The sequence below is a fragment of the Nocardioides albertanoniae genome, assembly GCF_006716315.1.
GTDB classification, from domain to species: domain Bacteria; phylum Actinomycetota; class Actinomycetes; order Propionibacteriales; family Nocardioidaceae; genus Nocardioides; species Nocardioides albertanoniae.
The window spans coordinates 2,926,739-2,950,391 of sequence record NZ_VFOV01000001.1 but is presented as its reverse complement, the minus strand read 5'-3'; the positions used below and the strand labels follow the sequence as shown (position 1 = coordinate 2,950,391).

24 protein-coding genes are annotated in these 23,653 nt (G+C 69.6%); 14 read left to right on the top strand and 10 right to left on the bottom strand.

Annotated features, from left to right (window positions below; genetic code table 11):
* Positions 1-124: 124 nt before the first annotated feature.
* Both FB381_RS14215 and FB381_RS24110 read left to right on the top strand, forming a co-directional pair.
* Positions 125-1,834 (top strand): sodium:solute symporter family protein, encoded by a 1,710-nt coding sequence (locus FB381_RS14215; protein ID WP_141780884.1) that lies wholly within the window; start codon positions 125-127, stop codon positions 1,832-1,834.
* A 46-nt stretch (positions 1,835-1,880) separates the two neighbouring features.
* Entirely contained in the window at positions 1,881-2,012 is a 132-nt protein-coding gene (locus tag FB381_RS24110; protein ID WP_211352434.1) for a putative transporter small subunit, read from the top strand.
* Positions 2,013-2,072: 60 nt separating this feature from the next.
* Here FB381_RS24110 and FB381_RS14210 read toward each other — a convergent pair whose 3' ends face one another.
* From FB381_RS14210 to FB381_RS14200, 3 genes are all read right to left on the bottom strand, one after another.
* On the bottom strand, positions 2,073-2,357 hold the full coding sequence (locus tag FB381_RS14210; RefSeq protein WP_170225162.1) for an EthD family reductase: 285 nt from the start codon (positions 2,355-2,357) through the stop codon (positions 2,073-2,075).
* Positions 2,358-2,422: 65 nt separating this feature from the next.
* Positions 2,423-3,190, bottom strand: coding sequence for a ParB N-terminal domain-containing protein (locus FB381_RS14205; protein WP_141780882.1), 768 nt, complete (start codon positions 3,188-3,190; stop codon positions 2,423-2,425).
* A gap of 72 nt (positions 3,191-3,262) precedes the next feature.
* The gene (locus FB381_RS14200; RefSeq protein ID WP_246088117.1) at positions 3,263-3,751 is read right to left on the bottom strand and encodes an Lrp/AsnC family transcriptional regulator; all 489 of its coding nucleotides are present in this window, start codon (positions 3,749-3,751) and stop codon (positions 3,263-3,265) included.
* 117 nt (positions 3,752-3,868) lie between these two features.
* Between FB381_RS14200 and FB381_RS14195 the strand changes: the two genes are divergently transcribed.
* Positions 3,869-5,056, top strand: coding sequence for a trans-sulfuration enzyme family protein (locus tag FB381_RS14195; RefSeq protein ID WP_141780880.1), 1,188 nt, complete (start codon positions 3,869-3,871; stop codon positions 5,054-5,056).
* A gap of 12 nt (positions 5,057-5,068) precedes the next feature.
* On the opposite strand, the gene FB381_RS14190 is transcribed toward FB381_RS14195, so the two are convergent.
* Entirely contained in the window at positions 5,069-5,281 is a 213-nt protein-coding gene (locus FB381_RS14190; RefSeq protein WP_141780879.1) for a hypothetical protein, read from the bottom strand.
* A gap of 197 nt (positions 5,282-5,478) precedes the next feature.
* Between FB381_RS14190 and FB381_RS14185 the strand changes: the two genes are divergently transcribed.
* Positions 5,479-7,182: an alpha-glucosidase gene (locus FB381_RS14185; protein WP_246088116.1), complete on the top strand. Its 1,704-nt coding sequence runs from the start codon at positions 5,479-5,481 to the stop codon at positions 7,180-7,182.
* 40 nt (positions 7,183-7,222) lie between these two features.
* Here FB381_RS14185 and FB381_RS14180 read toward each other — a convergent pair whose 3' ends face one another.
* Positions 7,223-8,788 (bottom strand): glycoside hydrolase family 13 protein, encoded by a 1,566-nt coding sequence (locus tag FB381_RS14180; RefSeq protein ID WP_141780878.1) that lies wholly within the window; start codon positions 8,786-8,788, stop codon positions 7,223-7,225.
* A gap of 121 nt (positions 8,789-8,909) precedes the next feature.
* Between FB381_RS14180 and FB381_RS14175 the strand changes: the two genes are divergently transcribed.
* Together FB381_RS14175 and FB381_RS14170 are read left to right on the top strand one after the other, a co-directional pair.
* Positions 8,910-9,143, top strand: a complete 234-nt coding sequence (locus tag FB381_RS14175; RefSeq protein ID WP_141780877.1) for a hypothetical protein — start codon at positions 8,910-8,912, stop codon at positions 9,141-9,143.
* Entirely contained in the window at positions 9,140-9,562 is a 423-nt protein-coding gene (locus FB381_RS14170) for a VOC family protein (protein WP_141780876.1), read from the top strand. Before FB381_RS14175 ends, FB381_RS14170 begins: the two co-directional genes overlap by 4 nt.
* Before the next feature lie 26 nt (positions 9,563-9,588).
* Here the strand turns inward: FB381_RS14170 and FB381_RS23925 are convergent, their stop codons facing one another.
* A complete protein-coding gene (locus tag FB381_RS23925; RefSeq protein ID WP_170225160.1) occupies positions 9,589-9,732 on the bottom strand; it encodes a hypothetical protein in 144 nt (47 codons plus the stop codon).
* 71 nt (positions 9,733-9,803) lie between these two features.
* Here FB381_RS23925 and FB381_RS14165 point away from each other — a divergent pair, with 71 nt between their 5' ends.
* The 7 genes from FB381_RS14165 (at position 9,804) to FB381_RS14135 (ending at position 18,143) form a co-directional block, all read left to right on the top strand.
* A complete protein-coding gene (locus tag FB381_RS14165) occupies positions 9,804-10,049 on the top strand; it encodes a hypothetical protein (RefSeq protein ID WP_141780875.1) in 246 nt (81 codons plus the stop codon).
* Positions 10,050-10,118: 69 nt separating this feature from the next.
* Positions 10,119-10,541 carry a DUF5709 domain-containing protein gene (locus FB381_RS14160; protein WP_141780874.1) on the top strand — a complete coding sequence of 141 codons (423 nt, stop codon included), beginning with the start codon at positions 10,119-10,121 and terminating at the stop codon, positions 10,539-10,541.
* 68 nt (positions 10,542-10,609) lie between these two features.
* Positions 10,610-11,836: a cytochrome P450 gene (locus FB381_RS14155; protein ID WP_141780873.1), complete on the top strand. Its 1,227-nt coding sequence runs from the start codon at positions 10,610-10,612 to the stop codon at positions 11,834-11,836.
* Entirely contained in the window at positions 11,833-12,843 is a 1,011-nt protein-coding gene (locus FB381_RS14150) for a TIGR03557 family F420-dependent LLM class oxidoreductase (protein WP_141780872.1), read from the top strand. The genes FB381_RS14155 and FB381_RS14150 overlap by 4 nt, the downstream gene beginning before the upstream one ends.
* Positions 12,840-14,657: a thiamine pyrophosphate-requiring protein gene (locus tag FB381_RS14145; protein ID WP_141780871.1), complete on the top strand. Its 1,818-nt coding sequence runs from the start codon at positions 12,840-12,842 to the stop codon at positions 14,655-14,657. The genes FB381_RS14150 and FB381_RS14145 overlap by 4 nt, the downstream gene beginning before the upstream one ends.
* Positions 14,654-17,041 (top strand): phosphoketolase family protein, encoded by a 2,388-nt coding sequence (locus FB381_RS14140; RefSeq protein ID WP_141780870.1) that lies wholly within the window; start codon positions 14,654-14,656, stop codon positions 17,039-17,041. The genes FB381_RS14145 and FB381_RS14140 overlap by 4 nt, the downstream gene beginning before the upstream one ends.
* Before the next feature lie 4 nt (positions 17,042-17,045).
* Entirely contained in the window at positions 17,046-18,143 is a 1,098-nt protein-coding gene (locus tag FB381_RS14135; RefSeq protein ID WP_246088115.1) for an acetate/propionate family kinase, read from the top strand.
* Between the two features lie 19 nt (positions 18,144-18,162).
* On the opposite strand, the gene FB381_RS14130 is transcribed toward FB381_RS14135, so the two are convergent.
* The 4 genes from FB381_RS14130 to FB381_RS14115 form a co-directional block, all read right to left on the bottom strand.
* A complete protein-coding gene (locus FB381_RS14130) occupies positions 18,163-20,256 on the bottom strand; it encodes a xanthine dehydrogenase family protein molybdopterin-binding subunit (protein WP_141780869.1) in 2,094 nt (697 codons plus the stop codon).
* Positions 20,253-21,245 carry an FAD binding domain-containing protein gene (locus FB381_RS14125; protein ID WP_141780868.1) on the bottom strand — a complete coding sequence of 331 codons (993 nt, stop codon included), beginning with the start codon at positions 21,243-21,245 and terminating at the stop codon, positions 20,253-20,255. The genes FB381_RS14130 and FB381_RS14125 overlap by 4 nt, the downstream gene beginning before the upstream one ends.
* A complete protein-coding gene (locus tag FB381_RS14120) occupies positions 21,242-21,757 on the bottom strand; it encodes a 2Fe-2S iron-sulfur cluster-binding protein (RefSeq protein WP_141780867.1) in 516 nt (171 codons plus the stop codon). The genes FB381_RS14125 and FB381_RS14120 overlap by 4 nt, the downstream gene beginning before the upstream one ends.
* 107 nt (positions 21,758-21,864) lie before the next feature.
* The gene (locus FB381_RS14115) at positions 21,865-22,941 is read right to left on the bottom strand and encodes an FUSC family protein (protein ID WP_141780866.1); all 1,077 of its coding nucleotides are present in this window, start codon (positions 22,939-22,941) and stop codon (positions 21,865-21,867) included.
* A 94-nt stretch (positions 22,942-23,035) separates the two neighbouring features.
* Between FB381_RS14115 and FB381_RS14110 the strand changes: the two genes are divergently transcribed.
* The gene (locus FB381_RS14110; RefSeq protein WP_141780865.1) at positions 23,036-23,647 is read left to right on the top strand and encodes a flavodoxin family protein; all 612 of its coding nucleotides are present in this window, start codon (positions 23,036-23,038) and stop codon (positions 23,645-23,647) included.
* Positions 23,648-23,653 lie beyond the last annotated feature (6 nt).

Here is a 23,653-nt window from a genome sequence, read left to right as displayed (position 1 = left end):
GACCGGTTTCCCCTGATCGATCGGTCGATCGACACCCGGCGCCCTCCTGCAGGGGCGCAGATGACGGCTGCGCGCACGCGTGCGCCTCCGGGTGACGCGCAAGGAATGGCAAGGAGCAACTCTCGTGGACGGCTTTGAGTCCGCCCAGTTCAGCGTGCCCGTGATCGTCGCACTGCTGCTGTTCTTCTACGGAGGAACGTTCTGGATCTCACTGAGGATCGGCAAGAAGCAGGAGAACGCCGACGGCTACATGACCGCCGGCAACAACATCGGCTTCGGCATCTCGGCCGGCAGCATGACGGCCACCTGGGTGTGGGCCTCGTCGATGTACGCCGCGGCGACCTCCGGCTACACCTACGGCATCTCCGGGCCGATCCACTACGGGCTCTGGGGTGCCCTGATGATCCTGTTCATCTACCCCTTCGGCCGCCGGATCCGGGCGGTGGCGCCGCGTGCGCACACCCTCGCCGAGGTGATGTACGCCCGGCACGGCCGCTCGAGCCAGCTGCTGCTCGCCGGGTCCAACCTCGTCGGCAGCCTGATCAGCCTGATGTCCAACTTCATCGCCGGCGGTGTGCTGGTCGCGCTGCTCTCGCCGTTCAACTTCACCCAAGGCGTCGTCACGATCGCCGGCGGCGTGCTGCTCTACACGTTGTGGTCAGGCTTCCGTGCCTCGGTGCTGACCGACTTCGTGCAGGTGCTGGCCATCCTCGGCGCCGTGGCGCTCATCGTGCCGTTCATCTTCTTCGCCGCCGGGTTCCCGGCCGCGTTCGAGACCGGGGCTGGCAACCTGACCGCGCAGCAGGGCAACTTCTTCTCCAGCGAGGCGTTCCTCAACCAGGGCGCGCCCTACATCGCCGCGGTGCTCGCCTATGCGATCGGCAACCAGACCATCGCCCAGCGGCTGTTCGCGGTGCGCGAGGACCTGATCAAGCCGACGTTCGTCACCGCCACCGTCGGCTACGGGTCCATGGTCATCGGCGTGGGCATGCTCGGCGTGCTGGCGCTCTACCTCGGCGTGGAGCCCAGCGGCGGCGACATCAACAACCTGATCCCGCAGATGGCGGCCGAATACCTGCCCGCCGCACTGCTGGCGGTCTTCTTCGTGATGATCATCGGCGCCCTCTCGTCCACCGCCGACTCCGACCTCGCCGCGATGGCGTCGATCGCGATGGCCGACGTCTACGGCCAGAACGTGGCCGGCAAGGAGGCGGCCGACCCGAAGGTGATGCTGCTGGTCGGGCGCGGCACGATGGTCGTGGCCACTGCCGTGGCGGTGGTCTTCGCGAGCTTCCAGCTCAACATCTTGGACCTCCTCGTCTTCGTGGGTGCGCTCTGGGGAGCGCTGGTCTTCCCGGTGATCGCCAGCTTCTACTGGAAGAAGGTCACCAACACGGCCTTCACCACATCGGTCCTGGTGGCGCTGGCGGTGTTCCTGCCGGTGCGTTTCGGCTGGATCCCGCTCACCGGCATCACCGGCCTGGGAGTCGAGGTGCTCTCGGTGATCGGGATCGGCGTGGTGCTCGGCCTGATGGCCTTCGGCTTCTTCGGCCTGCGCCCGGCGCTGGTGATCGGTGTCGTAGCGGCCGTGGTCTCGGCACCCTTCGTGCTCGGCTTCCTGCATGACTACGCCACGCTGAGCGGCTCCCTGGTCGCCTACGCGGTCAGCACGCTCGTGTGCTGGGCGATGTCAGCGAGGTCGAAGACCGACTTCGACTTCGCCGACATCGACCGCCTGGTCGGCGACTTCGACGACTCGGGTGCGGCCGGCGCGAGTGTCGGGGCCTCGGAAGCGTCGCGGCGCTCGGACGACGACCTCGACCCGACGCCCTGACCAATCCCTGAACCATCCGTGACCCAGCCATAAACCAGGAGGAACCATGGAGAACATGCTGTTGACCGCGTACGTCCTCGTCTGGCCGCTCGTGACCGCGATCGTGCTGGCCGTGATCTCGTCGGCCTTCGTCAAGGAGTGGCGTCAGGCCAAGCGCGAAGGCCGCGACATCATCTGAACCCTGCTTGTGACGCCGCGTTGCGCCCCGGTCCGACGGCCGGGGCGCAACGCGTCTCAGCTACCTGACGACGTCTCCGATGACCACCTCGGGGTGCACGCTGGAGTAGTTGGCGACGTCAGCCCTGACCTCGCCGCCCTCGGTCGCCGCGCCGAACGCCTCGGCACTGGACACGAGCGCCCAGCCGATCGCCTCGTACGGGCCGTTGGTGATCCTGTCAGCACCCCAGCCGTGGCAGTGCTCGCCGAGCGCCGCCGCCAGCATCGGCATGTGCGTCGAGGTGTAGTAGCCCATGTCGAACGTCGACTCGTCGGTCTTCGGATAGAGGAACGTCACCCGGATCATGCGCAGAGTCTCGCACGCACGTGGCCGGTGCCCGTGAACGAACTTTCGTTCGCCCGGCCGCCAGGTCATTCGGCGTCGTCGACCAGCAGATCTATCTCTGCGTGGCAGCAGGAGGCGTCCTCATGGGCGGCGAGCAGCTCGCCGGGCCAGTCGAGGGCGCCGAGGCGGTCTCGGGCTGCGAGGGCGGTGACGAAGAGCTGCACGTCGGAGAGGGTCGCGCCGGCGCCCTCACGTCGCATCGTCTCGACCACCGGCTGCACCTCGTGGCGCCACCAGGCGGTGCCGAGGTCGTGCGCGGAATGGCCCCCGATCACGTCGTGGTGGGTGTATCCCCAGGCGAGCGCCGCGTCGGCCAGCCGAGCCCAGTCGGCGGGGCGGTCCAGCCAGAGCCCGCGGCTCACCTCGTCGGGCAGCGGCACCTTCTGCAGGAAACGACGCTCGGCAGCCTTCGCCGGCAGGTGTGAGACGCGCAGGCAGCACAGTGCGAAGGCGACCGTGCAGATCCGGTGAACCCTGGCCGGCAAGGTGTCCCATCCCAGCGACCTGGCCACCGAGATCCGGTGGTGTCCGTCGCTCACGAACAGCAGGTTGTCGCCCAGGCGCACCACGTCGATCGGCGGCGGGTGCGACCCGGAACGGAACAGCTCCTCCGTACGCCGCCACCGGTCGTCGCGCCTGCGCGGGGAGAAGTCGGCGTCGAAGTCATGGGTGCGTGCGACGGTGCCGACGACGTCGGCGAGCGCGATCTCGTCGTCGTAGCGCTCCATGACGCCGTCGTTGCCGAGCGCTTCCAGCACGTCGTCGAGGCGCATCAGGCCGGTCTCGTCCGCCACCGCTTCAGTGTGTCAGACAGTGCTGGACCATGCCTGGTCGTTTTCTGCTGCTCGACGCGTCGCGATTCGGCGCTATGCGGTCTCGCGCGGCAGCACACCCGGTCCGTCGCGGAGCTCGAAGACGAGCTGCGTCTCGGTCTGACGTACGACCCGATGGACGGTGACGTGCTGCAGCACGAAGTCGCGTAGTGCCTCGGCGTCCTCGACGGCGACGTGGAGGTGGAAGTCGTCCGCGCCACCGAGGTGGTAGGCCTGGATGACGCCGGGCGTCGCGGTCAGGTCGTCGTAGAGCTTCTCGACGTGCTCCTGGCTATGGCTGCCGAGCCGCACCTTGATCACCGCCTGTAGCGGGTAGCCGAGGGAGCGGGCGTCGACGTCGAGGCGGCGGCCGGTGATGACACCGTTCTCGCGCAGCGCGCGGAGCCGGTAGGCACAGGTCGACTCGGCGAGTCCGAGGCGGCTCGCGAGGGCCTTGTTGGTGAGCTCGGGGTTGGTTCCGAGCTCGCTGAGGATGCGTCGGTCGACGGAGTCGAGAGTGGCCGTGGAGGGTTGCGCTTTCACCAAGAAGATCTTCCTCGGTCGCTGGTTGTGTTGCTCGGGAATCGCAGTATTGCGGAGGATGCAGAATCTTCGACAATCAATCTGGCGTGATCTTGTGTTTCCGGCCAGCATCGAGCCATGCCGATCACGACCCCTCACCTCGACTCGCTCGCCGTCCACGCCGGACGGGAGGACTTGGAGGCGCTCGGCGTCCACGCGCTACCGCTGGATCTGTCCTCGACCAACCCGCTGCCCGACATCGAGCGCGGCGGTGCGTCCTACGAGGCGATGGCGACCGGTGGTCGGCCCGACCCCGACGGCGGCCACGTCTACCAGCGGCTGTGGAACCCGACCGTCGCCCGGTTCGAGTCGGCGCTGGCCCGTCTCGAGCAGGCGCAGACCTCGGTCGCGTACGCCTCGGGGATGGCGGCGATGACCGCGGCGCTCATCGCCAGCACGTCCTTCAGCGGCAAGCGGCACGTCGTCGCGGTCCGGCCGCTGTACGGCGGCACCGACCACCTGCTCGCCTCCGGTCTCCTCGGTGTCGAGGTGACCTTCTGCACCGAGCACGAGGTCGCTGCCTCCGTGCGGGCCGACACGGCGCTGGTGGTGCTGGAGACCCCGGCCAACCCGACCCTCGACCTCGTCGACATCGCGGGTGTGGTGGCGGCCGCGGGCGACGTACCGGTGCTCGTGGACAACACCTTCGCCACCCCGATCCTGCAGAACCCCCTCGAGCTGGGTGCGGCGATGTCGCTGCACAGCGCGACCAAGTACATCGGCGGCCACGGTGACGTCGTCGGCGGCGTGATCGCCTGTGACGAGGGGACCGCCGCGCGGCTGCGTCAGGTGCGCGCCGTCACCGGTGGCCTCCTGCACCCGCTCGGCGCCTACCTCCTCCACCGCGGCCTGGCGACCCTGCCGACCCGGATCCGTGCCCAGCAGGCCGGCGCGGTCGAGATCGCGTCCTGGCTGCGCACCCTCCCGTGCGTGGAGCGCGTTCACTTCCCCGAGGACGACGACCGCGGTCTGGCCGGCAAGCAGATGAGCGGCCCCGGTGCGATGATCTCGATCGGGCTGCGCGGTGGCTACGAGGCCGCCGCCCGGCTGACCTCGTCGGTGCGGCTCTTCACCCACGCGGTCTCCCTCGGCGGGGTCGACTCGCTGGTCCAGCACCCCGCCGGCCTCACCCACCGCCCGGTGCAGGCCGAGGCCAAACCGTCGGCGAACATCGTGCGGCTCTCGATCGGCCTGGAGAGCCCGGAGGACCTGATCGCCGACCTCGACCGCGCCCTCTCGGCGGGCTCGTCGACCGGGTCAGCCTGAGCCCTGGACCGATCAGGACCGTCGAGACCGCCAGAGGTGGGCGCGGAGAGACACCAGGGCGACGACCACGCCGCTGCCGCCTCCGATGGGCGCGATCGCGCTGGTGTGGGCCCGCAGGGGCGCCTCGTACCAACCGGCACCGACCTGCTCGGCGAAGCTCAGTGCCGCCGGGGGAGGGCGGCGACCGTAGCCCGCGGGTGCACCCCACAACGCGGTGCGGACCACGATCAGGGAGAGCCGTAGAGCGCGCTGAGGACGAGGAAGTCCCGGAACGGCCGGCGGCTCGGCCGGAGGACGGCGACCAGAGCCAGATCACGTACGGCGCCATCGCCATCTCGAGGGTCACCTGGGGCGTATGGCCGACATCCGGTGCGGTTACCGGTGGCTGGGACGACCTTCGACCAGGAGACACAGGAGACGCGATGGCCGACATGGCATCACCTGCCGACAGCAGCAGTGCCTCGAGAACGTCCGGGGCGGACGGCGGCACCGGGCCGGGGTGGTGGCGCTCCGCGGTGGTCTACCAGGTCTACCCGCGCAGCTTCGCGGACGGCAACGGAGACGGTGTGGGCGACCTCCGCGGGATCAGGCAGCACCTCGATCACCTCGAGTGGCTCGGCGTCGACGTGCTGTGGATCTCTCCGGTCTACCCCTCACCGATGGCCGACAACGGTTATGACGTCAGCGACTACCTCGATGTGGACCCGACGTACGGCACGCTCGGGGAGCTCGACGCGTTGATCGCCGAGGTCCATCTACGGGGGATGAAGCTGGTGCTGGACCTCGTCGTGAACCACACCTCCGACCAGCATCCCTGGTTCAAGGAGTCCAGCTCGAGCCCCGAGAGCACCAGGCGCGACTGGTACTGGTGGCGCGAGGAGCCCAACAACTGGGGGTCGTTCTTCTCCGGCCCGGCCTGGACCTATTGCGAGGGCCGAGCCGCGCACTACCTGCATCTGTTCACCAAGGAGCAGCCGGACCTGAACTGGGAGAACCCGGAGGTGCGGCAGGCGGTGTACGAGGTCATGCGCTGGTGGCTGGACCGCGGCATCGACGGTTTCCGCATGGACGTGGTGAACCTGATCTCCAAGGACCCCGACCTGCCGGACGCGCCGGTCCTCCCCGGTCAGAGGTTCGGCAACATGCGCCGGTCGGTGATCGACGGCCCGCGCGTCCACGAGTTCCTCGCCGCGATGCACCGGGAGGTCGTCGACCGCTACGACCGTGACCTGCTGCTGGTCGGGGAGACCGGCGAGACGACGGTCGAGGAAGGGCGCAGGTACACCGATCCGGCACGCCGTGAGCTCGACATGGTGCTGCACTACGAGCACGTCGAGATCGACCACGGCACCATCAAGTGGGACGTACGCCCCTTCGATCTCGACCGACTCCGCGACCGCCTCGCGGCCTGGCAGACCGGCCTTGCCGACGTGGGCTGGAACAGCCTCTACTGGGACAACCACGACCAGCCACGAGCCCTCTCCAGGTATGGCGACGACGGCCGGTGGCGGACCGAGTCCGCCAAGCTGCTCGCCACCGTGCTGCACCTGCAGCGAGGCACCCCGTTCGTCTATCAGGGCGACGAGATCGGCATGACGAACTACCCGTTCGCCTCCATCGACGACGTCGACGACGTGGAGGCGGTGAACTACTACCACGAGGCGATCGCCGCGGGCGCGGAGCCCGAGGAGGTGATGGACTCGTTGCGAGCGATGTGCCGAGACAACGGCCGTACGCCGATGCAGTGGGACGCCGCGACGCCCGATGCCGGGTTCACGACCGGGACGCCCTGGCTCGCTATCAACCCGAACTACACCGAGCTCAACGTCGCCGCGCAGATCGACGACGACGACTCGGTGCTCTCGCACTATCGCCGGCTGATCCGGCTGCGGCACGAGGACCCGATCGTGGTCGACGGCGACTTCAGCCTGCTCGCCGACAGCCATCCGCAGCTCTTCGCCTTCCGCCGCCGTCACGAGAGCGGGCAGCTGGTCGTGCTCGCGAACTTCAGCAGCGAGGAAGCGGATCTGGGCGAGCTCGTCGAGGAGTGCGTGGGCGAGCTGGTCATCGGAAACGGCGGGGGAGCGGTGCTGGCTCCGTGGGAGGCGCGCGTCTACCGCCAGTGAGCCGCACGCGTGGCCGCCGCACGCAAACGGCCTGGCGCGATCAGTCGTCGCTGAGCAACCAGACCGCGGTGTCAGGTGGAACCTCGTCCGCGACCTCGTCGCCGCTGGAGATCACGACGTCGCCGGGAGGCAGCGGCGTCGGTGTCACCCCGCAGTTGAGGACGACGCCGAGTCGGCCACGTCGGAAGGCGATGACGTCGTCGGGCACGTCGAGGAAGTTCACGTCTCCGCCGCCGAGCGCGTGGCGACGGCGGGCGGCGAGCGCCGACCGGTAGAACTCCAGGGTCGATCCGGGCCGGTCGGTCTGGGCGGCCACGGTCAGGTCCGCCCACTGAGCCGGCTGGGGCAGCCACGGTTGGCTCTCGCCGGGTCCGAAGCCGAACGGAGGCGCATCACCGCTCCACGGCAGGGGGACCCGGCAGCCGTCGCGCCCGTTGCCACCCTCTGCCCACGGATCCTGCTGGTGCTCCGGAGGGATCTCCACGTGCGGGAGCCCGAGCTCCTCGCCCTGGTAGAGGTACGCCGCCCCGGGCAGAGCCAGCATCGTCAGTGTCGCCGCGCGGGCTCGGGCGAGAGCCTGGGCCCCGTCGCCGTACCGGGTCCGATGGCGCATCGCGTCATGGTTGGAGAGGACCCAGGTCGGCCAGGCGCGGGTCGGTCGCAGCGTGTCCAGCGTGGACACGATCGCCGTGGTGAACTCGCGAGCAGACCAGTGCGCCTGCAGCCACCGGAAGTTGAACGCCTGCTCGAACTCGTCGATACGCAGGTAGCCCCGCAGATCCGCCGGGTGCTGGGTCCATGCCTCGGCGATCAGCATGTGCTCGCCGGGATAGGAGGCGACGAGGTCGTGCCAGCTGCGGTAGACCTCGTGGACGTCGGGATGGTCCCACATCGGATCGTCCTCGACGGCGATGTCGTACATCACCGCTGGGTCGGAGTTGGGCGATCTCCCCGCCGGGACGTACTGGTCGCGCAGCGCCTTCAGCAGGCCGTGGGCGACATCGACACGAAAGCCGTCGACGCCACGGTCGAGCCAGCGTCGCAGCACCGAACGGAACTCCGCGGCCACCTCTGCGTGGCGCCAGTTGAGGTCAGGCTCCTCCTTGTCGAACATGTGGAGATACCACTGTCCGTCCTCGACCCGCGTCCATGCGGCGCCGCCGAAGACGGATCGCCAGTTCGTCGGTGGCTCGTCGCCGTGAGGTCCACGGCCGTCGCGGAAGAGGTAGCGGTCGCGCGCCGGCGAGCCGGGTCCGGCAGCGAGGGCCTCGAGGAACCACGGGTGGGCGGAGGAGGTGTGGTTGGGGATCAGGTCGATGATGACCTTCAGGCCGAGCTCGTGCGCTTTCGTGAGCAAGCCATCGGCGTCGGAGAGTGCCCCGAAGGTCGGGTCGACGCCGCTCGCGTCGACGACGTCGTAGCCGTAGTCGATCTGTGGTGAGGGGTAGAACGGCGAGAGCCAGATCGCATCGACGCCGAGGTCGGCCACGTGGTCCAACCGAGAGGTGATCCCGGCGAGGTCGCCGGTGCCGTCGCCGTCCGCGTCCGCGAACGAGCGCGGATAGATCTGGTAGGTCACTGCCTCGCGCCACCACGGAGTGTCCATCCGAGACCGGTAACCGCAATCCGCTCGGGTCATGCCACCGCCGAGCCCGAGGCCCGAGGGCCGAGGGGCTAGCTCTGCTCCTCGCCGGGTACCGCCCGCGACAGTGGAGAGGAGACCCAGCATGCCGATGCCGCCACCGAGACCGACCGGTCGTCCCCACGACAGGCAGACCGTCCACGAGGTCGGACAGATCGTTCGTGCCTTGAAAGAAGAGGGTCCGCTGACCGCCGAGGAGCTGGCGACCCTGGTCGGGGCCAGGTTCTGGAAAGGCCACCGCTTCGATCGCGCACTCAACTATGCGGTCGGAGACGGCGTGGTCGTACGCGACGCCGACGGCAGGTTGCACATGCCATGAGCGATCAGTCGGCACCGCGGAGTCACCAAGATCATCGAGCCGCGCTCAGGCTGGGGTTCGCCGTCATCGGGGTGGTGGACCTGGAGCGTGCAGCAGAGTTCTGGACCGCCGCGCTCGGCCTCGTGGACTCCACCGAGTGGCGCAGCGAGGACTGGCGGACACTCTGCCATCCGAACGGCCCCCGGGCGCTCGGCCTTCAACGCAGCGACTCGCCGGTCGAGCCGCGGCCGCGCATCCACCTCGACCTGTTCGTCGACAGCGGCGCTGATCAGGACGCCGAGGTCGAGCGGCTCGTCGGGCTCGGCACCCAGCGGGTGCAGTGGGATCTGTACCCGCCGGACCCGGACTTCGTGGTCCTCGCCGACCCCGACGACAACCTCTTCTGTGTCGTCGACCTGAGTCATGCGCCCTCCACCTGAAGGCCGCCTGGCGTATGCGATGGCGTTCAGAGGATCACGTACGCGATCAGGCCCATGACCGCCATCACCACAAGCAAGACGGTGACCATGCCGATCAGCACGCCGACGCCGGTTCGTTCGGGCGTGGCGTCAGGATCGTCGTGCGGGCGCTCGACCTGCGGGTCATGCATGCCGATCCGGTACCCGGTCGCAGATCTCCTACGCCCCGTATGTCCCGTCGCGGTTCGGGTACCGAGCGCCGATGAACGATTTGAACCAAGATGACGCTCGTGTGCTGGCACTCCTGGGCGTGGTCGAACGGATCACGGCCTGGCAGGAGACCGCACCCGAGGGAACCATCCAGGACGAGCTCGACGAGGCGCTGCGCGAAGCCGGTGTGACCCTCACCGAGGAGCAGAAGGAGCACGTCGCCGAGCAGATCTCCAGCCGTGAGGACGTCGATCTCGACCTGCTCGCCGCCGACAGCGGTGAAGGCGGACCCGCTTGAGGCAGGAACGCCGCGAGGAGATCGACGCAGCGAAGCATTGTCGGTGCGGTCGTGGATACCGGTCGAGACATGAGTGAAGACCAGCTTCAGCCCGAAGACACGCTCGACGACCGTGGTGTCGAGGACACCTTGGACGAGGGGTACTCCCCGCCCGAGCGGCCGCGCGGTGTCAACGCCAAGGGTGTCACCCCTCGTGAGGAGACCGAGGGCGAGACCATCGACGAGCGAAGCACCCAGGAAGAGCCCGAGGTCTGGGAGGAGGCCGAGGCAGAGGCCGACGCGGACATCCTCGACGGACCGGTGACCGGCGAGGTGGGTGAAGCCCGCGCGGGTCGGCTCACGAGCCCCGACATGGGCGTGCTCGAGGACGACGAGGCAGGACTCGTCGGGCAGGACGAGGGCATCGACGGCGCCGGTGCCTCCGCTGAGGAAGCGGCGGTGCACATCGTCGACGAGGACAACGAGGACGTCGAGGACGGCGACGCCTACTGACCCGGGCGGCACATTGGTCGACCGCCTGCTGGGTACCCGAGACGGAACCCACCAAGGAGGTGCAGAACATGCGCGACCTGTTGCCCGACCTGATCCGCTCGGGCTACGAGGCCATCCCCGGAGCCCGAGCCCGGCACTCGAACCACCACTCCTTCGCCGTCCGCCTCCTCGGCAGGCCGGCCGCCGTCGTACGGGGAGAGGAGGCGAGCCGGCACTTCTACGACCGCAGCGCCGTGCGGCGTCGTGGCGCCGTCCCGGCCGCGCTGGCCAACCTTCTCTTCGGCCGAGGTGCGGTCCACGGTCTGGACGGCGATGAGCACCTGGCACGCAAGGAGATGTTCCTCGAGATCCTGGACGACTCCTCGACCGACGACCTCGCCGAGCAGGTGGGACGAGACCTGACCACGAGGAGCATCGCGTGGGCAGGACGCGAGATAGCGGTCTTCGACGAGCTGGTCAGTGTCTACGGCCGCTGTGTCCAGTCCTGGGTCGGGATCGAGCACCCCTCCGAGAAGGTCAGCCGCGACCTGGCGGCCATCGTCGACGGGTTCGGCGGTGCCGGAACGGCGTACCCCCGGGCTTGGCTGGCGCGGCGCCGCTGCGAACGCTGGGCACGCCGGCTCATCCATGGGGTGCGTGCCGGCCGCATCTCCGCTGCCTCGGGGTCGGCTCTGGAGGCCGTCGCCTTCGGCTCGGGGGCGGATCTTGGCACCCGCGTGGCGGCGGTCGAGCTCATCAACGTGCTCCGCCCGACGGTCGCGGTCGCCTGGCCTGCCACGTTCGCGGTGCGGGCCCTCTGGGACCACCCGGCCTGGGCATCATCGCTCTCGGACCGCGAACACGGCGAGGCCCGGAAGGCGTTCGCCGACGAGGTCCGGCGCACCTTCCCGTTCGTGCCGGCGCTCGCGGCCACGGCGGTGCGCGATGCCACGGTCGACGGCGTCGACGTACGCCGGGGGCAGCGCCTGATCCTCGACGTGCCGGGTACGAACACCGACCCTCGTCACTGGCGCGCCGCTGACCGCTTCGATCCGGCGAGGTTCCTCGAGGCACAGCCCTCGGCACACCAGTTCGTCCCGCAGGGTGGCGGGCACGCCGAGACCGGGCATCGTTGCCCGGGGGAGCCGCTGACGGTCAAGCTGATGGCCGAGACGCTGCGCGTCTTCTCCTGCATCGGGTTCACGGTCACCGCAGAGTCGGCCTACGACAGCACCCGCATCCCCACGACCCCGTCCGACGGCCTTCGGGTCACGGTGCCGCCGGTGGGACAGCGGCAGGAGCGGGAGGCGACATGACCGACTTCGGCTACACCCTGATGACCGAGCAGGCCGGACCGACCGACCTGGTCGAGCACTCGGTCGCCGCGGAGGAAGCCGGGTTCGACTTCGCGGTGATGAGCGACCACTACTCGCCCTGGCTGACCGAACAGGGCCACGCTCCGTACGCCTGGAGCGTCCTGGGTGCGGTGGCGCAGGCGACCTCACGCCTCCAGCTGATGTCGTACGTGACCTGTCCGACGATGCGCTACCACCCCGCCGTCGTGGCTCAGAAGGCCGCGACCGTGCAGCTGTTGAGCGAGGGCAGGTTCACCCTGGGCCTCGGCAGCGGCGAGAACCTCAACGAGCATGTGATCGGTGCGGGCTGGCCGGCCGTGGCGACGCGGCACGAGATGCTGGCGGAGGCTCTCGAGATCATCCGCGCTCTGCTCGCCGGCGAGCTGCTCGACTTCCGAGGAGACCACTTCCGGGTGGACGCCGGCCGCCTCTGGGACCGGCCGGCCGGGGGAGTGCCGATCGGGCTGGCGGTCGGCGGGCCGGCCGTGATCCGTCGCTGCGCCGCGCTGGCCGACCATCTCGTCGCCACCGAGCCGCGCTCGGACCTGATCGAGGACTGGCGCGCGACGCCCGGAGCACCCGCGATCGGCGACGGAGCACGTGCCATCGCCCAGATCCCGATCAGCTGGGATCCGAGCGACGTCGACGCCGCGGTCGAGCGCGCCCACAGGCAGTTCCGGTGGTTCGGCGGAGGGTGGCAGGTCAACGCAGACGTTCCCACCACGGCCGGGTTCGCCGGTGCGACGAAGTTCGTGCGGCCCGAGGACGTCGCACGCAGCATCCCGTGCGGCCCGGACCTTGACGCGATCGTCGAGACGGTGCGGCCCTTCTGGAAGGCCGGGTTCACCGACATCGCGCTGGTCCAGATCGACGGCGCCACCAACCCGCAGTTCCTGGGTGAGGCAGCCGAGCCGCTGCTCGCCAGGCTTCGCGACGAATACCGAGCCGAACCGACGGAGGAACGATGACCCACACTGTTGCCGACTTCTTGCTCGAGCGCCTTCGCGAATGGGACGTGCAGCACGTCTTCGGATATCCCGGCGACGGCATCAACGGGATCCTCGGCGCGTTCGGCAGGGCCGAGGACGAGCCCCGGTTCATCCAGTCGCGCCATGAGGAGATGAGCGCGTTCGAGGCGGTGGGCTACGCGAAGTTCACCGGCGGTCCGGGCGTGTGTCTCGCCACCTCGGGGCCGGGGGCGATCCATCTGCTCAACGGCCTCTACGACGCCAAGCTCGACCACGTGCCGGTGGTGGCGATCGTCGGCCAGACGGACCGGTCGGCCATGGGCGGCAGCTACCTCCAGGAGGTCGACCTGCTGAGCCTGTTCAAGGACGTCGCCGGCGACTACGTGCAGGTCGTCAACGTGCCCGAGCAGCTGCCGAACGTGCTGGACCGTGCGTTTCGTACGGCCCTGGCCCGTCGGGCGCCAACGGCCCTGATCCTGCCCAACGACGTCCAGGAGCTGGAGTACACCCCGCCGTCGCACGCGTTCAAGATGGTGCCCTCGAGCACGGGCATCGCGTGGCCGGAGACCAGTCCCGACGGCGAGGCGATCTCGCGTGCCGCGAGCATCCTGAACGAGGCGTCCCGGCCGGCGATCCTGGTCGGCCAGGGCGCCCGTGGCGCCCGGTCCGAGGTCGAGCAGGTGGCGGATCTGCTCGGCGCCGGTGCGGCCAAGGCGCTGCTCGGCAAGGACGTGCTCAGCGACGAGCTCCCGTGGGTGACCGGCTCGATCGGCCTGCTCGGCACCAGGCCCAGCTATGAGCTGATGCGTGACTGCGACGCGCTGCTGACGGTGGGGTCCAACTTCCCCTACACACAGTTCATGCCGGAGCTCGACCAGGCTCGCGCCATCCAGATCGACATCGACGGATCGCGGATCGGTATGCGCTATCCGTACGAGGTGAACATCGTCGGCGACGCGGCGAGCACGCTGCGCGCCCTGCTGCCCCTGCTCCGGCGTCATGACGACCGTGGCTGGCGCGAGAAGATCGAGACGAACGTGTCGCGGTGGTGGCAGACGATGGACGACCAGGCCCACGTCTCGGCGGAACCGATCAACCCGATGCTCGTGTTCCACGAGGTCTCGAAGCGTACGCCGGAGAACGCCGTCGTGGTGGCCGACAGCGGCACGGCCGCTGACTGGTATGCCCGGCAGATGCGCTTCCGCGGCAGCATGCGCGGGTCGCTGTCGGGGACGCTGGCCTCGATGGGGGCGGCCGTGCCGTACCTCATCGGCGCCAAGTTCGCCCGTCCCGACCGACCCGCCATCGCCTTCGAGGGCGACGGCGCCATGCAGATGAACGGGATGGCGGAGCTGCTGACGATCAGTCGCTACTGGCACGAGTGGGCCGACCCGCGCGCGGTGATCGTGGTGCTCCACAACGGTGATCTCAACCAGGTCACCTGGGAGATGCGAGCGCTGGGCGGTTCGCCGAAGCTGGTGGAGTCGCAGTCGTTGCCCGACATCTCCTACGCCGAGGTCGCCGGCTCGGCCGGTCTGGCGGCGCGTACCGTCACCGACCCCGACGATGTGGGTCCGGCCTGCGTGGCGGCGTTGGCTGCCGACCGGCCGATGGTCCTGGACGTGCACTGCAGCGCTGACGTGCCGCCCATCCCGCCGCATGCGGACTTCGAGCAGATGAAGAACACGCTGGAGGCCATGATCGCCGGTGACGAGGATCGCCGGGGCGTGATGAGGCAGGGGCTGCTCACCAAGATGCAGGAGTTCCTGCCCCACCGTGCGCCCAGCAACCGGGCGGGGGAGAGCGACCGATGACGACGCAGAGCACGGTGGCGGGCGCTCCGCTCTCCGCGACGGAGCTCGGCCGGCTGGACGCCTGGTGGCGGGCGGCTAACTACCTGGCCGTCGGGCAGATCTATCTGATGGACAACCCGCTGCTGCGCACACCGCTGGAGCCCCAGCACATCAAGCCCAGGCTGCTCGGTCACTGGGGCACGACACCGGGCCTGACCTTCGTCTACGCCCACCTCAACCGGGTGATCAGCGCCCGCGACCTCGACCTGATCAACATCATGGGCCCCGGTCACGGCGGTCCGGCGGCAGTCGCCGCGGCCTACCTCGACGGCACCTACAGCGAGCTGTACCCGCGCGTGACGCCGGACGAGCACGGTCTCGAGCGGCTGTTCACACAGTTCTCCTTCCCGGGTGGGATCCCGAGCCACGTCGCTCCCGAGACACCCGGATCGATCCACGAGGGAGGCGAGCTCGGCTACGCGCTGTCGCACGCCTACGGGGCCGCGTTCGACAACCCCGACCTGACGGTGGCCGCGATCGTCGGTGACGGTGAGGCGGAGAGCGGCCCGTTGGCCGCGAGCTGGCACTCGACGAAGTTCGTCGACCCGCGCAGGGACGGAGCCGTGCTGCCGATCCTGCACCTGAACGGCTACAAGATCGCCAGCCCCACCGTGCTCGCCCGGATCCCGTCCGACGAGCTCGACTCGCTCCTGCGCGGGGTCGGTCACACGCCGTACGTCGTCTCCGGGTCGGACCCCGAGGAGATGCATCAGGCGTTCGCCGCGACTCTCGACCACTGTCTCGACGAGATCAAGCAGATCCAGGACGAGGCCCGCGCGGTCGGTGCCGGCAGCACGGCGCCCCGGCGGCCGTGGCCGATGATCGTGCTGCGGTCCCCGAAAGGCTGGACCGGTCCCGACGAGCTGGACGGTCAGCGGGTCGAGGGCTTCTGGCGTTCCCACCAGGTGCCGATCGGCGGCGTACGCGACGACGACGGGCACCGTCAGGTGCTCGAGAGCTGGATGCGGAGCTACCGGCCCGAGGAGCTCTTCGACGACCACGGCGCACCGGTGGCCGAGATCGCCGGCCTGTACCCTCGTGGCGAGCGGAGGATGAGCGCCAACCCGCACACCAACGGTGGCCTGCTGCTCCGCGACCTGCACCTCCCGGACTTCCGTGACCATGCGGTGCCCGTCGACGGGCCCGGCACCGGAGCGGTCGAGGCCACCGACACCCTCGGTGGCTACCTCCGCGAGGTTGTGCGGCGCAACGACGACAACTTCCGGATGTTCGCTCCCGACGAGAACAACTCCAACCGGCTCCAAGACGTGCTCGAGGTGACCGGGCGCACGTGGAACGCCGAGACCGAGCCGTACGACGAAGGTCTCGCGGTCGACGGGCGGCTGATGGAGATCCTCTCCGAGCACACCTGCCAGGGCTGGCTGGAGGGCTATCTGCTCACGGGTCGCCACGGGCTCTTCTCGTGCTACGAGGCGTTCACGCACATCGTCGACTCGATGTTCAACCAGCACGCGAAGTGGCTGAAGACCACCCGTGAGCTCGACTGGCGCCAGGCGATCGCCTCGCTCAACTACCTGCTCACCTCGCACGTGTGGCACCAGGACCACAACGGCTTCTCGCACCAGGACCCCGGCTTCATCGACCACGTCGTGAACAAGAAGGCGGACGTCGTGCGGGTCTACCTCCCGCCGGACGCCAACACGCTCCTGACCGTGGTCGACGGCTGCCTGCGCAGCAAGGAGCAGGTCAACGTCATCGTCGCCGGGAAACAGCCGGCTCTGCAGTACCTCACCATGGACCAGGCCGTCGAGCACGCCGCGAAGGGCATCGACAGATGGGACTGGGCGAGCAACGACGACGGTCGGGAACCGGACGTCGTCCTCGCCTGTGCGGGCGACGTGCCGACGCTGGAGACCGTCGCCGCGGCCGCTCTGCTGCGCGAGCATCTCCCCGAGCTGCGTGTGCGGGTGGTCAACGTCGTCGACCTGATGCGCCTCCAGGCGGAGGAGGCACACCCGCACGGGCTGTCGTCTGCTGACTTCGACGCGCTGTTCACCACCGACCGGCCGGTGCTGTTCGCCTACCACGGCTACCCATGGCTGATCCACCGGCTGACGTACGCCCGGACCAACCACGACAACTTCCATGTGCGCGGCTACGTCGAGGAGGGCACCACGACCACACCCTTCGACATGACGGTGCTCAACCGGCTCGACCGCTTCGACCTGGCGATCGACGTCATCGACCACGTGCCGGGTCTGGGCGAGGAGGCGGCCGCCGTCCGCGAGATGCTGACCGACAAGCTTGCCGAGCACCGCGCCTACGTGCAGACCCACGGCGAGGACATGCCGGAGATCCGCGACTGGCGCTGGGAGACGAGGTGACGGCTTGCGCATCCTCACGGTGAACGCGGGCTCCAGCAGCCTGAAGCTGTCGGTGATGGACCGGGGCTGCACGCTCAGATCGACCACCGTCGAGCACTGGGAGGGCGAGGAGCATCTCGACCCGCTCCGCGACTTCCTCCACGATGAGGCAACGTCGCGGGAGGCGGTCGGTCATCGGGTCGTCCACGGCGGCCCGGAGCTTGCTGATGCGACCATGATCGACGACGCCGCCCTCGCGCGGATCGAGGCAGCCAGCGACCTTGCACCACTTCACAACAACCGGTCGCTGGCGGGCATCCGGGCGACGCGCCGGCTGGCGCCGGACCTTCCCGCCGTGGCGTGCTTCGACACCTCCCTCCACGCGGATCTCCCGGTGGCCGCCCGCACCTACGCCCTGCCGCGGGAGTGGAACCGACGCTGGAGCCTGCGACGCTACGGCTTCCACGGTCTCAGCCACTCCTACGCCGTACGCCGGGCCGCGGAGCTCGTCGGCCGGCCGGTCGATCAGCTGCGCATCGTCTCCTGCCACCTCGGCAGCGGCGCCTCGCTGGCCGCCGTACGCGACGGGGTCTCGGTCGACACCACGATGGGGTTCACTCCCGTGGAGGGGCTCGTCATGGCCACGCGGTCCGGCAGCGTCGATCCCGGTCTTCTGGTCTGGCTCCTGCGCCACACGGACATCGACGCGGACGAGCTCGACGACGCGGTGGAGCATCTCTCCGGGCTCAAGGGTCTCAGCGGCACCTCCGGTGACATGCGGGAGATCCTCGAAGCGCGCGACCGCGGCGATGACGACGCTGCCCTGGCCTTCGACGTCTTCGTCCACGGGCTACGTCGCGAGATCGGAGCCATGGCCGCGAGTGCCGGAGGCCTGGACCTGCTGCTGTTCACCGGCGGTGTCGGCGAGCATCTTCCGCAGGTGCGCACGTCGGCGGCCGAGGGGCTCGGCCACCTCGGGATCCGGATCGACCCGGCCACGAACGCCGAGGCCGACGCCGACCGGGACCTCTCGGCCGACGACGCCCGCGTGCGTACGCTGGTCGTCTCGGCGTCGGAGGAGACCGAGATCGCCCGCGAGACCGAACGCGTCCTGGCCGGTTGAGCCGGCCGACGAGCCGTGCTCACTGGTCCAAGAACACGTCGGCGGTCGCGGGGAGGTCGCGCACCCGCACGCCGGTGGCGTGGCTGGCCGCGTTGAGGATCGCGGCAGCGGTGCCGACGATCCCGATCTCGCCGATCCCTCGAGAACCCATCGGCGTGGACAGCTCGTCGACGTCGTCGAGCCACTCCACCCGCAGGTCGCCGACGTCGGCGTGCGAGGCCACGTGATAGCTGGCGAGGTCCTGGGTGACGACGTGCCCGAAGCGGGGGTCCTGGTATCCCTCCTCGAACAGCGCCGCCGAGAGCCCCATGGTGAGTCCGCCGAGGAGCTGCGAACGGGCGGTCATCGGGTTGATGACCCGGCCCACGGAGTAGACGCCGAGGAGCCGCGGCACCCGGATCTCGCCGGTGAGGCGGTGCACCCGGGTCTCGGCGAAGACCGCGCCGAAGGAGTGCAGGGCGTGGCCGGCGGTGTCGGGATACGCCTCGGCCGTCGTGGTGGTCTCGACGCCGGGGTCGGGATGCTCCCCGTGATCGGCCCGGAACTGTTGGGCGGTCTGGGTGATCGCCGTGCCCCACGAGTTCGTGCCGGACGAGCCGCCCGCCACCGTGGCCTTCGGAAGGTCGGTGTCGGCGATGGCCAGGTCGACGGCGGCGGGGTCGACGCCGAGCGCGTCGGCCGCGATCTGCACCAGGACGGTCCGCGACCCGGTGCCGATGTCGACCGCGCCGATCGAGACGGCATAGCGGTCGTCGTCGAGAGCGACGATGCGGGCGGCGTTGCCCGGGAAGAAGCTGCTGGGGTACGTCGCGGACGCGACGCCGGTGCCGACCCACCACTCGCCCTCGAGGGTTGCTCGAGGCTCGGTGGGCCGTCCCTCCCAGCCGAAGATCTCAGCGCCACGCTGGAGGCACTCGACCAGACGCCGGTTGTTGAACGGGTTGCCGGTCTCGGGGTCGACCTCCGGCTCGTTGCGCTCTCGGAGCTCGATCGGGTCGATGCCGGTGGCCTCGGCGAGCTCGTCCATGGCGACCTCGAGGGCGAACATCCCGGGCATCTCGCCCGGTGCCCGCATCCACGACGGCACCGCGACGTCGAGGGCCGCGACCCGGTGGCTGGTGCGACGGTGCGGCGCGGCGTACATCATCCGGGCGGGGACCGCGGTCTGCTCGACGAACTCCTTGACCTTCGACGACTGGCCGACCGCGGCGTGCTCGAGCGCGACGATGCGGCCGTCGGGCTCGGCGCCGATGCTCAGGTGTGAGACGGTCCGGGTGCGGTAGCCGGTCAGGCCGAACATCTGCTGGCGGGTCACGGCCAGCTTTACGGGGCGGCCGTCGGCCCAACGGGCAGCCAGCGCGACGGCCATCTCAGGGCCGTGAGGCAGCCCCTTGCAGCCGAAACCACCGCCGATGTAAGGCGCGATGACACGCACCCGGTCGCGGTCGATCCCGAGCATCGGGGCCAGGGTCGAGGCGACACCGTGCACGGCCTGGGTGGAGTCCCACAGCGTCAGCGAACCATCGCGCCACAGCGCGGTGGCGGCATGAGGCTCCATCGGGTTGTTGAACTCGGGCGGCGTGGCGTAGGTGTGCTTCAGCCGCACCGGTGCCGACGCCCACGCGGTGTCGAGGTCGCCCTGGTCGGTGTCGGTCTCGAAACCGCCGTTCGCGGCCTCGGGTGTGTAGGTCTCGGCGCCCTCGAGCCTCACCTCCGCGCCTGCCACCTCCTCGTGGACCCGGACCAGACGCGCACCCTCGCGCGCGGCCTCGATCGTCTCGGCGAGCACCAGAGCGACGATCTGACCGCGGAAGCCGATCCGGTCGTCCTGCAGCACGGCGAGCTCGTGATCCTCGGTGTCTGCCAGGCGGGGAGCGTTCGTGTGGTCGAGGATCGCGACGACCTCAGGGTGCGCCAGCGCGTCGCTGGCGTCGACCCGCAGCACCCGCCCCTTCGCGGTCGTCGAGGTCAGCAGCCAGCCGTGCAACGGGGCCTGGTCGAGGGCGCCATCGTGCTCGACGGCGTAGGCCGCTCGGCCGGTCACCTTCTCGCGTCCGTCCACACGGTCGAGGACCGTGCCCATCGAACGCGCCTCCAACGGTCGAGCGGTCATCGGCGGTCCTCCGTAGCGGCCAGGGGAGTCAGCGCAACGGTGGTCGCGCCGCGCAGCATCGATCGCTTGTAGTCGTTGTCGGGGCCGGTGACCGCGTCTCGGAGCTCCTCCTCGACCGCCGTGGCGATCGCGTGCTCCTCGAGCGGCTGACCGCGGAGCGCCTCCTCGGCACGGGTCGCACGCCAGGGCTTGTGGGCGACACCGCCCCAGGCCAGCGCCACGTCGGTGACGACGCCGTCATCGACGGAGAGTGCGGCAGCCACCGAGACCAGCGCGAAGGCGTACGACGCCCGGTCCCGCGCCTTGTAGTAGGTCGACCGCTTCGCCATCGGCGTGGTCGGCAGCTCCACGTGGGTGATGAGCTCGCCGTGAGCCAGGGTCGTCTCGACCTCGGGATGGTGCCCCGGCAGTGTGTGTAGGTCGCCGATCGGGATCCGGCGCTCGCCATCGGGCCCGAGCACGACGATCGTGGCGTCCAGAGCCGTGAGCGCGACCGCCATGTCGGAGGGATGGGTGGCGACGCAGGCCTCGCTGGTGCCGAGCAGAGCGTTGTAGCGTCCGTATCCCTCGATCGCCGAACAGCCGCTGCCGGGCTCGCGCTTGTTGCACGGCGTGGTGATGTCCTGGAAGTAGACGCATCGCGTGCGCTGCAGAAGATTGCCCCCGGTCGTGGCCTGGTTGCGGATCTGCCCCGACGCGCCGGCGAGCAGCGCCCTGCTCAGGCCGGGCCAGCCGCTGCGCACCAGCGGGTGCGCCGCCAGGTCGCTGTTGCGTACGTTGGCCCCGATCCGCAGACCGCTGTCGCTCTGCTCCACGGCGTCGAACGGCAACCGGCTGACGTCGACCAGCGCCCCGGGCGTGCTGAGACCGAGCTTGAGATGGTCGACCAGGTTGGTGCCGCCGCCCAGGAACCTGGCCTGCTCGTCAGCGGTCACGGTGGCGACGGCCTCCCCGGCGGTCGCCGGCACCTCGTACGTCAGCTCCCTCATCGGCCGGCCCCCTCTCGCACGGCGTCGAGGATGCCGACATAGGCACCGCATCGGCACAGGTTGCCGCTCATCCGTTCGCGGATCTCGTCGTCGTCCAGATCGATGTCGGCCTCGAGGTCAGCAGTCACGTGACTGGGTTGCCCGCGTTTGGCCTCGTCGATCACGCCGACAGCGGAGCACACCTGGCCCGGGGTGCAGTAGCCGCACTGATAGCCGTCGTGGTCGAGGAACGCCTGCTGCACCGGATGGAGATCGCCGTCGTCGCCGGCCTCGGCCAGTCCGGATGCGGTCACGATCTCGGCTCCGTCATGAGCCACGGCGAGCGTGAGGCAGGTCAGGTGTCGACGTCCGTCGAGCAGGACCGTGCACGACCCGCACTGTCCGTGGTCGCAGCCCTTCTTGGGCGAGGTGTTGCCAACGCGCTCGCGCAGCGCGTCGAGCAGCGTGGTGCGCGTGTCGACCACGACCTGGTGGTCGGTGTGATCGATCCGCAGCGAGACGGTGTGTTCCATGGGCGCTCCCGGGCTGGGCGTTCGGCTCGTCCCTGCACAGTGCCCACCGGCCGCGGAGGTCATGCGCGGCGCGACGAACAACCGTTCGTCGAGCCGCGCCGCCCAGCTCACCGGCGTACGTCCTCGTCACCGACCGGGTGCGGGATCTCCAGGCACCGCCGGATGTTGGTGACGATGCTGCCGGCGGTGAAGAGCTCGTCTTCTGAGCCGCCTGCGCGGAAGTCATGGATCCGGTCGACGAGCTCGGACAGAGCAGCTTGTGCGGCCGCCTTGTCCGCGACATCGACGGTGCGGCCGTCTCCCGATCGCAGCAGATCCGCGAGCGCGAGCAGGGCTTGCGCGGTGGGCGGCCGCAGATGCGGGCCGAGCCCGACGAGATCGTTCCCCGCGCGTTCCTCCTCCTCGAGGAGCTGGGTGAGATCCTCCACCAGGAAGCACACCCGCTCCAGGGCTCGCTCCTGCTCGAGCTGTTGTCCCAGACGACGTCGATGCCGTGACTGGCGCCTGTTGGCCCGGGACGCATCGACGACATGCTGCCTCTCTGCTCGCATGCGGTTGATCACGGGCTCGATCTGAGCACGGCACTCACGCCACTGCGTCTGCGTCGGTGGGCCCTCCCACTGCAGCGCATCTGCCAAGCGGCGGAGCTGGACGACGACCACCTCACGGACATCTCGCATCGCCCGTTCGGCGGGCGCGAGCGGCAGCTGTGGGAAGAGCACGATCATGGCGACGCCGATCGTGGCCCCGATCAGGCTGAGCCCGCCGTACGCACTCACGAAGGCGACGGGGTCCTCGGTCCCGATGATCAGCACGAACAGGGCCGCCGTCGGGACCCAGCTGCCCATGTCACCGAGCCAACGCAGGCCCGCCACCATCACCCCCACGCCGATCACCAACGCCGCGGTCAGCGGGCTGGGGCCGAGGAAAACGCCCGTGAGCAGGGCGATCGCCGACCCCAACCAGATGCTGAGGACGCTCTGCACGGAGACTCGGACCGAGCCCATCACGGTGGTCGACATCGCCATCACCGCGCCCAGAGGCGCGTAGTAGGGGAACTCGCCGGCCGGCCCGGGGAACGTCGCGCCGACCCAGAAGGCGATGGCCCCCGCGACCGCCGCCGTGAGGGTCAGACCCCACGGGAGCTCGCGTAACCGCGCTCGAGTGCGAGTCGTGCCTCCCATGTCGAGACCGGGTACCCGTCGAGGCCGGTGCGCAGCCTCGAGAGTCGGTCGAGAACGGGGTATCGGGTTGATCCTGCGCGGGTACCCCCAGGGCATGTCCCAACTGACCTGCCTTGTCCTGAACTCCACGCTCAAGAAGAGCCCGGCCGTGTCGAGCACCGACCTTCTCGGCTCTCAGATCCTCGAGGCGCTCGCCGAGCAGGGCGTCGAGGGGACGATCGAGCGGGTGGTCGACCATGACGTACGTTTCGGAGTGGGCCTCGACGAGGGCGACGGCGACGACTGGCCGACCCTGCGTGCGTCGCTGATCGCCGCCGACATCCTCGTCCTGGCCACCCCGATCTGGCTCGGCCAGCCCTCGTCGGTGTGCAAGATGGTGCTCGAGCGGCTCGATGCCGAGCTGAGCGAGACCGACGCCGAGGGGCGCCCCCAGACCTATGGCAAGGTCGCGGGCATCGCCGTGGTCGGCAACGAGGACGGTGCCCACCACGTGACCGCCGAGCTCGCGCAGGCGCTCACCGACGTCGGCTTCACCCTCCCGGCGAACGCGGTGAGCTACTGGGTGGGCGAGGCGATGCAGGGCGTCGACTACAAGGACAAGTCGCCGACACCGGAGAAGACCGTGGGCACCACGCGCACTCTCGCCGCCAACGCGGCCCATCTGGCCGGACTGCTGTCACGGTCGTCGTACCCGGCCTCGAGCTGATCTGTC